The sequence below is a fragment of the Pseudomonas sp. R5(2019) genome (assembly GCF_009905435.1).
In the GTDB taxonomy this organism is placed as follows: Bacteria; Pseudomonadota; Gammaproteobacteria; order Pseudomonadales; family Pseudomonadaceae; genus Aquipseudomonas.
Map to the genome: position 1 here is coordinate 1 of NZ_JAAAMT010000088.1, position 12,022 is coordinate 12,022.

10 protein-coding genes and 3 pseudogenes are annotated in these 12,022 nt (G+C 59.1%); 11 read left to right on the forward strand and 2 right to left on the reverse strand.

Annotation, left to right across the window (positions count from 1 at the left end):
• From GUY40_RS27740 to GUY40_RS28530, 10 genes and pseudogenes are all read left to right on the forward strand, one after another.
• The coding region (locus GUY40_RS27740; protein WP_166572099.1) for an aldehyde dehydrogenase family protein at window positions 1-803 on the forward strand (803 nt) is incomplete at its 5' end.
• A gap of 122 nt (window positions 804-925) precedes the next feature.
• Complete coding sequence (eat, locus tag GUY40_RS27745) at window positions 926-2,374, forward strand: ethanolamine permease (RefSeq protein WP_166572100.1); 1,449 nt, start codon at window positions 926-928, stop codon at window positions 2,372-2,374.
• 48 nt (window positions 2,375-2,422) lie between these two features.
• Window positions 2,423-3,817, forward strand: a complete 1,395-nt coding sequence (locus tag GUY40_RS27750) for an ethanolamine ammonia-lyase subunit EutB (RefSeq protein WP_166572101.1) — start codon at window positions 2,423-2,425, stop codon at window positions 3,815-3,817.
• A 9-nt stretch (window positions 3,818-3,826) separates the two neighbouring features.
• Window positions 3,827-4,666, forward strand: a complete 840-nt coding sequence (eutC, locus tag GUY40_RS27755; protein ID WP_166572102.1) for an ethanolamine ammonia-lyase subunit EutC — start codon at window positions 3,827-3,829, stop codon at window positions 4,664-4,666.
• Window positions 4,667-4,810: 144 nt separating this feature from the next.
• A complete protein-coding gene (locus tag GUY40_RS27760) occupies window positions 4,811-5,272 on the forward strand; it encodes a GNAT family N-acetyltransferase (protein ID WP_166572103.1) in 462 nt (153 codons plus the stop codon).
• A gap of 235 nt (window positions 5,273-5,507) precedes the next feature.
• The gene (locus GUY40_RS27765; protein ID WP_166572104.1) at window positions 5,508-6,161 is read left to right on the forward strand and encodes a DedA family protein; all 654 of its coding nucleotides are present in this window, start codon (window positions 5,508-5,510) and stop codon (window positions 6,159-6,161) included.
• A gap of 3 nt (window positions 6,162-6,164) precedes the next feature.
• Window positions 6,165-6,968, forward strand: a complete 804-nt coding sequence (locus GUY40_RS27770; protein ID WP_166572105.1) for a zinc-dependent peptidase — start codon at window positions 6,165-6,167, stop codon at window positions 6,966-6,968.
• Window positions 6,969-7,208: 240 nt separating this feature from the next.
• Complete coding sequence (gene ppa / locus GUY40_RS27775) at window positions 7,209-7,736, forward strand: inorganic diphosphatase (RefSeq protein WP_166572106.1); 528 nt, start codon at window positions 7,209-7,211, stop codon at window positions 7,734-7,736.
• A gap of 185 nt (window positions 7,737-7,921) precedes the next feature.
• Complete coding sequence (locus GUY40_RS27780) at window positions 7,922-8,617, forward strand: transcriptional regulator (RefSeq protein ID WP_256675905.1); 696 nt, start codon at window positions 7,922-7,924, stop codon at window positions 8,615-8,617.
• A 377-nt stretch (window positions 8,618-8,994) separates the two neighbouring features.
• Window positions 8,995-9,132: pseudogene (locus GUY40_RS28530) on the forward strand (Arm DNA-binding domain-containing protein); the annotation flags it as partial.
• On the opposite strand, the pseudogene GUY40_RS27785 reads toward GUY40_RS28530, so the two are convergent.
• A pseudogene (locus GUY40_RS27785) lies at window positions 9,133-9,561 on the reverse strand (type I restriction-modification system subunit M N-terminal domain-containing protein); the annotation flags it as partial.
• A gap of 370 nt (window positions 9,562-9,931) precedes the next feature.
• Window positions 9,932-10,984: a YhcG family protein gene (locus tag GUY40_RS27790; RefSeq protein ID WP_166572108.1), complete on the reverse strand. Its 1,053-nt coding sequence runs from the start codon at window positions 10,982-10,984 to the stop codon at window positions 9,932-9,934.
• 852 nt (window positions 10,985-11,836) lie between these two features.
• On the opposite strand from GUY40_RS27790, the pseudogene GUY40_RS28090 reads away from it, so the two are divergent.
• A pseudogene (locus GUY40_RS28090) lies at window positions 11,837-12,022 on the forward strand (helix-turn-helix domain-containing protein); the annotation flags it as partial.

Sequence of the window (12,022 nt, forward strand, 5' to 3'; positions counted from 1 at the left end):
GCTCCACCCCGGTCGGCTCGCACATCATGAAATGCGCCGCCGAGAACATCATCCCGTCCACCGTGGAACTGGGCGGCAAATCGCCGAACATCTTCTTCGAAGACATCATGCAGGCGGAGCCTGCCTTTATCGAAAAAGCCGCCGAAGGCCTGGTACTGGCCTTCTTCAACCAGGGCGAAGTCTGCACCTGCCCATCGCGGGCGCTGGTACAGGAATCGATCTACCCGGCCTTCCTGGCCGAGGTCATGAAAAAGATCAAACAGATCAAGCGCGGCGACCCGCTGGACACCGAAACCATGGTCGGCGCCCAAGCCTCGCAGCAACAGTTCGACAAGATCCTCTCCTACCTGGAAATCGCCGAGCAGGAAGGCGCCGAGCTGCTGACCGGCGGCAAGGTCGAGCAACTGCAAGGTGACCTGGCGACCGGCTACTACATCCAGCCGACGCTGCTCAAGGGCCATAACAAGATGCGCGTGTTCCAGGAAGAAATTTTCGGCCCGGTGGTCAGCATCACCACCTTCAAGGACGAAGCCGAAGCCCTGGCGATTGCCAACGACACCGAGTTCGGCCTCGGTGCCGGCCTCTGGACCCGCGACATCAACCGTGCCTACCGCATGGGCCGCGCCATCCAGGCCGGCCGCGTCTGGACCAACTGCTACCACCTGTACCCGGCGCACGCTGCGTTCGGCGGCTACAAAAAATCCGGCGTCGGCCGTGAAACCCACAAAATGATGCTCGACCACTACCAACAGACCAAAAACCTGCTGGTGAGCTACGACATCAACCCGCTGGGCTTCTTCTAAATAATAAGTACACCGCAACACGGCGTGGCCTTCGCCTGAAGGTCACGCCTGCTTCGAGGGATGTTGTCTCCTCTCCAGCCTGCCCTACAGCTTCGACAAAAACTAAAAAAACAGGTGGATATATGCCAAGCGAACAATCCGGCGCTGCGCCGGCAGGCAGTTCTGTTGACTTTGAAAAAGTCGGCTCCGAATACTTTCAACAACGCGAATTGAAAAAAGGCGCGGCAGGCTGGGTCCTGCTGGTGGGCCTTGGCGTTGCCTATGTTATTTCCGGCGATTACGCCGGCTGGAACTTTGGCCTGGCCCAAGGCGGTTGGGGCGGAATGTTTCTGGCCACGCTGCTGATGGCGACCATGTACCTGTGCATGTGCTTCTCGCTGGCCGAGTTGTCTTCCATGATCCCCACCGCGGGCGGGGGCTATGGCTTTGCCCGCAGTGCCTTCGGGGCGTGGGGCGGGTTCCTGACCGGCACCGCGATCCTGATCGAATACGCCATCGCACCCGCCGCCATCGCCGTGTTTATCGGTGCCTACTGTGAGTCGCTGTTCGGTATTGGCGGCTGGATGATTTACCTGGCGTTCTATGTGGTGTTTATCGGCATCCATATTTTCGGGGTGGGCGAAGCGCTCAAGCTGATGTTTGTGATTACCGCCGTGGCTGCCCTGGCCTTGGCGGTGTTTCTGATCTCCATGGTGCCGCATTTCGATGTCAGCAACCTGTTCGACATCGCCCCCACTGCCGCTCAAGGCGCCAGCGAGTTCCTGCCGTTCGGTTACGTCGGCGTCTGGGCCGCAATCCCTTATGCCATCTGGTTTTTCCTGGCTGTCGAAGGGGTGCCGCTGGCCGCTGAAGAAACCCAGAACCCGAAGCGCGACCTGCCCCGTGGCCTGATCGGCGCCATACTGGTGCTGGCCAGCTTTGCACTGCTGATTCTGGTGATCGGCCCCGGCGCAGCAGGCGCCGAAGCACTGAAAAGCTCCGGCAACCCGCTGGTTGAAGCTCTGGCGCATGCCTATGGCGGTTCGACCTGGATGGGCAGCTTCGTCAACCTGGTCGGCCTGGCCGGCCTGATCGCCAGCTTCTTCTCGATCATCTACGCTTACTCCCGTCAGATTTTTGCCCTTTCGCGTGCCGGCTACCTACCACGCAAGCTGTCGGAAACCAACAAGAGCAAAGCCCCGGTAATGGCCCTGGTCATTCCCGGCATCATCGGCTTTGGCCTGTCGCTGACCGGTCAGGGTGACCTGTTGATTCTGGTGGCGGTGTTCGGCGCCACTCTGTCCTACGTCTTGATGATGGCCGCCCACATCACTCTGCGGATTCGTCGGCCGAAAATGGACCGGCCCTACCGCACACCCGGCGGTATTCTGACCTCCGGCATTGCCTTGGTACTGGCCTGCATCGCCTTCGTCGCCGGTTTCCTGGTAGACCCGCGCGTGGTCATTGGCGCTGCCGTCATCTATGGAGTATTAATTGCTTACTTTGCTTTCTACAGTCGGCATCACTTGGTAGCAGGCACGCCGGAAGAAGAGTTCGCCGCGATCCAGAAGGCCGAAGAGGCCCTGCACTGATAGCCACCTCGCCGCAGGTTTCGGCCTGCGGCGCAACGGAGATTCTGTATGGCATGTTTTGCTCACACTGTCGGCGCCCAGACCTACCGCTTCGACAGCCTCAAGGAAGTAATGGCCAAGGCCAGCCCGGCCCGTTCCGGCGACTTTCTGGCCGGTGTCGCGGCCCTGAACGACGGCGAACGGGTGGCCGCGCAAATGGCCCTGGCCAATATCCCGCTCAAGCATTTTCTTGAAGAAGCGCTGATTCCCTACGAAGAAGACGAAGTCACCCGGCTGATTATCGACAGTCACGACAAGGCCGCCTTTGCCGTGGTCAGCCACCTGACCGTGGGCGGGCTGCGCGACTGGCTGCTCAGCGATGCGGCCGACGAGCAGAGCCTGCGCGCCCTCGCGCCCGGCCTGATGCCAGAAATGGCCGCCGCCGTGTCGAAGATCATGCGCGTGCAGGACCTGGTGCTGGTCGCGCAAAAGATCCGTGTGGTAACGCGCTTTCGCGGCACCCTGGGCCTGCGCGGCCGACTCTCGACCCGCCTGCAACCCAACCACCCCACTGATGATCCCGCCGGTATTGCCGCGAGCGTTCTCGACGGCCTGCTGTACGGCAACGGCGACGCCATGATCGGCATCAACCCGGCCACCGATAGCATCGCCTCGATCTGCGACCTGTTGCACATGCTCGATGGGATCATCCAGCGCTACGAGATTCCGACCCAGGCCTGTGTGCTGACTCACGTCACCACCTCGATCGAGGCCATCAACCGCGGTGTGCCGCTGGACCTGGTGTTCCAATCGATCGCCGGCACCGAAGCGGCCAACGCCAGTTTCGGCATCAATCTCAATGTTCTACAGGAAGGCTACGAAGCCGGCCTGAGCCTGAACCGCGGCACCCTGGGCCAAAACCTGATGTATTTCGAGACCGGCCAAGGTAGCGCACTGTCGGCCAACGCTCATCACGGTATCGACCAGCAAACCTGCGAAACCCGCGCCTACGCCGTGGCCCGGCACTTCAAGCCGTTCCTGGTGAACACGGTGGTCGGCTTTATTGGCCCCGAATACCTGTACAACGGCAAACAGATCATCCGCGCCGGCCTCGAAGACCACTTTTGCGGCAAGCTGCTCGGCGTGCCCATGGGTTGCGACATCTGCTACACCAACCATGCCGAAGCCGACCAGGACGACATGGATACCTTGCTGACCCTGCTGGGCGTGGCCGGCATCAACTTCATCATGGGCATCCCCGGCTCCGACGACATCATGCTCAACTACCAGACCACCTCGTTCCACGATGCGCTCTACGCCCGCCAGACTCTGGGCCTGAAACCTGCGCCGGAATTCGAGGCCTGGCTGGCGCGCATGGGCATCTTCACACAAGCCAATGGGCAGATTCGCTTCGGCGACGCGCTGCCGCCGGCATTCCGTCATGCCTTGAAACAGCTTGTTTAGGTGACCCTCATGGAATCGAAAACCCCAAGCCCGCAAGATGCCGAAAACCCTTGGCTGGCGCTGCGCCGCCTGACGCCAGCGCGCATCGCCCTGGGGCGTACCGGCACCAGCCTGCCCACCGCCGCCCAGCTGGACTTTCAGTTTGCCCACGCCCAGGCCCGCGATGCCGTGCACCTGCCCTTCGACCCTATCGGCCTGAGTCGGCAGTTGGCCGAGCGCGGCCGTGACAGCCTGTTGCTGCACAGTGCCGCCAGCGACCGCAACACCTACCTGCAACGCCCGGACCTGGGTCGCCGCCTGCATGAAGACTCTGCGCAACGCCTGCGCGAGCATGCCCAGGCCAACTCTGGCGGGGTCGATCTGGCCATCGTGGTGGCCGATGGCCTCTCGGCGCTGGCGGTGCACCGGCATACCCTGCCCTTCCTCGCCCGCCTGGATGAGCAGATGGCCGCCGATGGCTGGACACAGTCCCCCGTCGTGCTGGTAGAGCAGGGCCGTGTCGCGGTGGCCGATGAAGTCGGCGAGCTGCTGGGCGCGCGCATGACGGTGATGTTGATCGGTGAACGACCGGGCCTGAGCTCACCGGACAGCCTGGGCCTGTATTTCACCTACAATCCCAGGGTCGGCCTCAACGACGCCAGCCGCAACTGTATCTCCAACGTGCGCCTGGAAGGCCTGAGCTATGGCATGGCCGCGCACCGCCTGTTGTACTTGATGCGCGAGGCCTGTCGGCGCCAGCTATCGGGGGTCAACCTCAAGGATGAGGCGCAGGTGCAGACGCTGGAAGCAGATGGCCACCCGGAAAAAAACAGAAACTTCTTGCTTTCTGACCCTGACAAGCCCGCCTGACCGGGGCTCAGGCCCCTGCAGCACGCGCATTCGGTCACGGATCAGAACCCGTCCGATTGCGCTTTTTTTCGGCTTTAGGCAGCATTTGGGACGACGGCTGCCAGCGATTCGCCGCCAACATCCGACTGGAACGTGAGGACTGCTATGCGAATCATCCAAGCAACCCTTGAGCATCTGGACCTGATTGCTCCCCTGTTCGTCAAATATCGCGAGTTTTACGGCGAACTGCCGTATCCGGTTTTTTCGCGGGCCTTCCTGGAAAAACGCCTGCGCCGCAAGGAATCGGTCATCTACCTGGCCCTGCAGGATGACGACGAAACTCGGGTGTTGGGTTTTTGTCAGCTGTACCCAAGTTTTTCGTCCCTGTCCCTCAAGCGTGTCTGGATCCTCAACGACATTTATGTCGCCGAAGAGGCACGCCGACAACTGGTCGCCGACCACCTGATCAAAACCGCAAAAAAAATGGCCAGGGAAACCCACGCCGTGCGCATGCGGGTGTCGACCAGCAGCAACAACCAAGTGGCCCAGAAGGTCTATGAATCCATTGGTTTTCGCGAAGATACCGAGTTCAAGAACTATGTTTTACCGATACCCAGCGGGAACTAGGCCTTGGCACATGGCGGGAGCTTGCCTCCCGCCGCGCCCCCACAATAGACCGTTGGACATGTGCGGCTACAAAGTGCTCGGGCAGATGCCCATTCACACCGTATAATCCCGCCTCTCCAGATTGTGTGAAAAGTTACCTGCGCCAGCGCACTGCCCGGTGTCGGCCACCTCCTTCAATTTCGCACCGTCAGTCCCCGCTCGACCCGTAGCTTCGGGTTTCAACAAGGTGTCACACATGGACTTCAACCCGCTGGACCTTATTCTGCATCTCGATATCTACCTCGATATGCTGGTCACCAACTACGGTGTGTGGATTTACGCGATTCTGTTCCTGGTGATTTTTTGCGAAACCGGTCTGGTGATCATGCCGTTCCTGCCGGGGGACTCCCTGCTCTTTATTGCCGGCGCGGTCGCAGCCGGTGGCGGCATGGACCCTGTGTTGCTCGGGGGGCTGCTGATGGTGGCGGCGATTCTCGGTGACAGTACCAACTACGTGATTGGTCGAACGGCGGGCGAACGCTTGTTCAGCAACCCCAAGTCGAAGATTTTCCGCCGCGATTACCTGCAACAAACCCACGACTTTTACGAGAAGCACGGTGGCAAGACCGTAACCCTGGCGCGCTTCCTGCCGATCCTGCGTACCTTCGCCCCCTTCGTGGCCGGTATCGCCCGGATGTACTACCCTCGCTTCCTCGGCTTCAGCGTGGCCGGTACCGTGCTCTGGGTCGGCGGCCTGGTAACCCTGGGCTACTTCTTCGGCAACGTGCCTTTCATCAAGAAAAACCTCTCGTTGCTGGTACTCGCCATCATCCTGCTGTCCCTGCTGCCAATGATCATTGGCGTTGTACGCAGCCGCATGAGCCGCGCGGCCAAGCCACAGTCGCACTGAGCGATGTGGTCGTTGAGCGCCTGGCGACGGCGCCGCCGGCTGGCCCGTAACCCGCTGGACCCACAGATGTGGCAGCGGGTTCGCCAGCACCTGGCGATCCTTGACGGCCTGACGGCCGAGGAAGACCAGCACCTGCGTGAAACCAGCGTACTGTTCCTCGAGGAAAAACACCTGAGCCCGTTGCCGGGCGTGGCGCTGGACCGCGAGCAACAATTATTGCTCGCCGCCCAGGCGCAACTGCCATTGCTGCACCTGGGTGAACTGGACTGGTACCAGGGGTTTCACGAAATCGTGCTCTACCCCGACGACTTCCTGAGCCCCCAGCGCTATCGCGACGCCAGCGGGATCGAACACGAGTGGGACGCCGAGCACAGCGGTGAAGCCTGGCAACAGGGCCCGGTCATCCTGGCCTGGCCGGGCGTGCAATCGAGTGGCAACTGGGACGGCTACAACCTGGTCATCCACGAACTGGCGCACAAGCTCGACATGCTCAACGGCAACGCCAACGGCCTGCCGCCGCTGCACAGCGACATGCGCGTCAGCGACTGGGCCAGCGCCATGCAACACGCCTATGACGACCTCAACCGTCAGCTCGATCGCAACCCGGACGCCGAAACCGCCATCGACCCGTACGCGGCCGAAAACCCGGCCGAATTCTTCGCCGTCACCAGCGAATACTTCTTTAGTGCCCCCGACCTTCTGGCCGACGCCTACCCCAAGGTGTACCAGCAATTGCAGGCCTTCTACCGCCAGGATCCGCTGACGCGCCTGCTCGCCTCGCAGGCCAGCCACCCAGGCTATCAATAACACTGGTCAGCTTTTATGTGGGAGCGGGTTTACCCGCGAATGAAGCCACTGCGGTGTGTCAGACAAACCGAGTTGCCTCTATTCGCGGGTAAACCCGCTCCCACATTAGTTTGTAGACTTGGCAGCCACGACTAAAGTACAGCCCTCCTTGATGCCGAGCATCCGGGCAGGCATGGCAAGCGCCGTGGAATGTGCCTATAATTGCGACCAATTTTTGGCCAAACATGGGGGCAATGCCCAATGAGCTACAGCAAGATTCCGGCTGGCAAAGACCTGCCGAACGACATCTACGTCGCCATCGAGATTCCGGCCAACCACGCGCCGATCAAATACGAGATCGACAAGGACAGCGACTGCCTGTTCGTTGACCGTTTCATGGCCACCCCAATGTTCTACCCGGCCAACTACGGTTTCATCCCGAACACCCTGGCCGACGACGGTGACCCCCTCGACGTGCTGGTCGTGACCCCGTACCCAGTGGAGCCAGGCTCGGTCATCCGCGCTCGCCCGGTCGGCATCCTGCACATGACCGACGACGGCGGCGGCGACGCCAAAGTCATCGCCGTACCGCACGACAAACTGTCGCAGCTGTACGTCGACGTCAAAGAGTACACCGACCTGCCACACCTGCTGCTGGAGCAGATCAAGCACTTCTTCGAGAACTACAAAGACCTCGAAAAAGGCAAATGGGTCAAGATCGAAGGCTGGGGCAACGCTGACGCTGCCCGCGCTGAAATCACCAAATCGGTTGCTGCCTACAAAGGCTGATCAACCGCTTGGTAAAAAACCCCGGATTTCCGGGGTTTTTTATGCCTGCAAAACAATACCTACAACGTCCTACACCCGCTTCACACACAAAACCCGATTCGTCCCAAGAAAATAAACACCGCGTTCATTTAAGTGCCGAATACAGCTGATTAAACTTTGTCGTCATGAAAACTTCCGGTGAACGCTTGAAAGCACTCCTCGACGAGTGCCACCTGACCGCCTCGGACTTCGCCCTGCACCGCGACGTCACGCCCCAACACGTCAACAACTGGTTCAAACGCGGCGTCCCCCTGGCGCGGCTCGACGACATCGCCGAACTGCTCTGCGTCCAAAGCAAATGGCTACGCACCGGCAAAGGCCCGAAACACCCACCCAACATCATCCGCGAACCCAACCCGGCCCCCAGCTTCCTGGCCCTGCCGGCCGGGCAAGAGGTACACCTGCCCTTCTACCACCTGCACAACGGCCAACTGCTGAAACTGGGCGACCACCACCTGCGCCTGCAACTCAAGGCCCTCCAAGAACTCGGCGTAGACCCCGACCAGGCCATCGGCCTGCAAATGCCCGACAACAGCCTCGGCGCCGACCTGCCCCAAGGCTCCAGCCTGGCCATAGCCCGCACCACCGCCCGCCTGCTCCCAAACGAACGCTATGCCGTGCTGCACCAGGGCAAGCTGCACATCCAATACCTCAAGCGCGTACCCGGCGGCGCCCTGCAGATGCGCAACCAACTGCACAGCGAACAGCCAGACATCGTACTGAGCCGGCGGCAACAGCGCGCAGAAGGCGTGGAAATCCTGGGGTGGGTGTTCTGGTGGGCGATGTACCGGCTACAGCGGCCAAAGCGGGGAAAAATCGCGAATTCAAAGGAGCAAAGGTGATTTTTTGCTGGGCTTTGCGAAATATTCCCAGTATCCTACGCCCCACATTTTCAGCGCCCCTCGCCAAGGGCGATGCAGCGCGCTGAGGTGCAACGAGCCAACCGTTCGTTACACCATCCCCGGCCCCATTCGCGCGGCTGGACAACGATTTGAAGGCGATTGCGGTTTACCAAAAATAAGCCAAGAACGTCCCCGAGAAGCCGGCCACAAGCCGGCTTTTTAATGCTCTACTGAAAGCCATTCTTATCCACTAAAACCCTCTGCAACCTTGCTAGATCAAGGGTTTCAGCCTATTTTTGTTCCAGCGACTTCTTTTTTAATCCACCGGCTTCCACGACAAAGTGGGGGATCAAATGGGGGATTGGAGAGCGAAAATCATGGGAAAGCTGACCGCAAAACTAGTCGAAAATTTGGCCGAACCCGGCACCTATGAAGACGGTGATGGACTACGCCTGGTCGTGACCTCCGCTGGCCGGAAAAATTGGGTGCTGAGATTTCAGCTCCACGGCAAACGCGCTGGCAACCCCGAGATCGACTTTGTTGAAGTGGTTGAGCAGCGTGGCTAGCAGCTCATCCGGCAAGCGCTCTTTATTGGTCCAACTGGCATCCCCGAAGATGCCATGCAACTGGGTGTTGGCTTGCTCTATGCCTAGAAAAGCATCCTTAAGTGCCTTGCCGATATCGTGGGACTTGGCGAACACGTCATCCCAGTGGCTGCCAACAGGAACCTGGATGCGATGGAAGATTTTCTCGCGCGCCAGCTCCGCGCTCCCGACCTTGGCCAGCACCTCTTCAAACTCTTCGTCATATACATCGCAGATCCGTTTGAAGAATAGGATCGGAAATATGTAGGTTTTGTAGTCGGAGGCGTCGATGGGGCCGGTGATGATGTGTGCGGCGTGCCATAGGTGCGCTTCAAGGTCTTTTAATTTAATCAGGGTCATTTTTACTCGAAAAATCTTGAGCAGCTGTTCGGGTAGCCTGCTCCGCTGGCAGGCTAGAGATGGGGCAAGTGTACTGGATATCATTGAATAGGAGTCCAGCATGCCGAGACTACGGAGGCCTTAACGCTGTGAGGGTGGAAACGCTTCAGCATTGTCAAGACAATTGGCAGAGATATCGCTGAGCTAGCCGCCTGAAGTAAGACTCTTACTGCCCAGTGACCGGGGGCAGGCAGCGCCTTCGCGCCCCATTACCGCACCTTTGCCCATCACCTTGCGCCGAGAGTAACAAGGAGATGTGAGAGTCAATGCCTGTGGGAAACGTCCATGCAGACCAATCAGCCGAGGGTTTCCTGTTCCAATTGGTCTTCGATCATTCCACTTCACTTCCTGTGTTCAGCTCATCGGCCAGCTCCGCCTCAATCTCGGCAATGCTCGGCAGATTTCTTCCCAGATTTTCGGGCAAATCGCGCAATAGTTGGTATTCGGCGACGCCGATGGGTTTGTCGATACCCGACAACGCGTACTCGGCCACCAGGCGGTTTTGCTGTTTGCACAGCAGCAGACCGATCGTGGGTTTGTCGTCCTCAGCCTTGATTTGTGCATCCACAGCAGCCAGGTAAAAATTCAACTGGCCGGCGTGTTCGGGTTTGAAGGCCGTAGCCTTGAGCTCCACGACCACATAACACTTGAGCCGGGTGTGATAGAACAGCAGGTCGATAAAGAACTCATCACCGCCGACGTCAAGGCGAAACTGTCGACCGACGAAGGCAAAACCCGCCCCTAATTCCAGCAAAAATCGGGTGATATGGCGGATCAATCCATCTTCGATATCGCGCTCGTGGGCATCGTCGCCCAGACCAAGAAAATCGAACAGGTAGGGATCCTTCAGGGTTTCTTGGGCCAAGGCCGATTCAGCAGCCGGCAGACGGGCGACAAAGTTGGTGACCGCTGAGCCCTGGCGCTGCTGCAAGCGGTTCTTGATGTTCTGCTCCAGCGTACTGCGTGACCAGCCATGTAGGACGGTGTGTTGCGCATACCACTCGCGCTCAGCAGGGCTGTCCAGCTTGGTCAGCAGGGTCCCCACGTGGAACCAGGGCAATTGGTCAGCAGCCTGCTGACCAAATTGGCGATCCGGGCAATGCTGAGCGAAGAAGCGCATGTACTTGAGGTTGCTGGCTGACCAGCCCTTCATATCCGGAAAAGCATCCTTGAGGTCGCGGGCCAGACGCTCGATGACCTTGCCTCCCCACCCATGGGCTTCCTGGCGCTGTTGAATCTCGCCGCCGAGGCGGTGATACAGCTGCACTAACTCGGCATTGACGGCCAGCGCCGCCCGCTGCCGGGCCTGGCTGATGTCGCCTTTGAGCTGAGTAAGCCAGTCTGCATAGGCCTCAGGCAGCGCGGGAGTCGTTTCCTTGCTCATGCACAAACCTCCTCGACCATCTCCTCGGCTTCCCGCAGACGCAGTTGGCCGGAAATCAGGCGTGGTAGTAGGGTGTCGCAGAGTTGGGTGTACTCGGCGGCGTCCATGTTGGCGCGCACATTGTCCGTGGTAGCCCACAGAGTTTTCTGCAGGTCCTGCAGCGTGCTGCTTGTTGGGTTAGCGACGGCTTTGCGCCCGGACTTTTTTTCAGTGGATCAAGTTCCCCATTGTCAGCGCTCTCGCTCGGCGCATAACGGGCGCGGGCCTGGTTGAGCGCCTGTTCAGCTAGACTGCTAGCGGCCTGTTCGGCACCTTTTTGATCCGTCATGGACTATGACCTACATTCGACGCAGATGAATTGCGCGGTAAAAAAATGAAAACCCGACCACAGAAGTCCGGGCGAGGATAGTCAGTATGATAACGGGGCAATGGTGTTTCGTCTGACTTGTACGGATCAGGAGACCGCTCACTATTTTGCGATCCGGCTTGCTGCGCATAGCAACGACTGCCGGATCTGCGGATTGGGTGTCATAATTCGTGTTCAGCCTCACGTAAAAAAACCGTCAGCTCAACCACAAAAAAAAGCCGGTCAAATGCCGTGCAAAAACCACGAAAAAGTGGGGGATAAAATGGGGGATCGGAGCGTTTTTAAAAACACCTAACTCATTGTTTTTCAAATACATAGATCAATAAAAAGCTAACCACAAGCCGGCTTTTTAATGCTCTACTGAAAGCCATTCTTATCCACTAAAACCCTCTGCAACCTTGCTAGTGTCCCGAGCGGCTAGTTCGATTATCGAAAAACATGTCGATATACTGACCAGACTTCGACCTCACTGAGCAGTAGTGCGCATGGCCAAACCCGCCGCCCCATTCGTTTTAACGCCATCTGACCAAGCCACACTACAAGGCTGGTCGCGGATGGGCTCGCTGGCACAACGTCTCGGGCAACGGGCCAAAATTCTGCTGTTATTGGCGGATGGATTAACGCCCAAAGACGTCAGCCATCAGCTCCAGGTCTCGGCGCCGGTGGTGTTC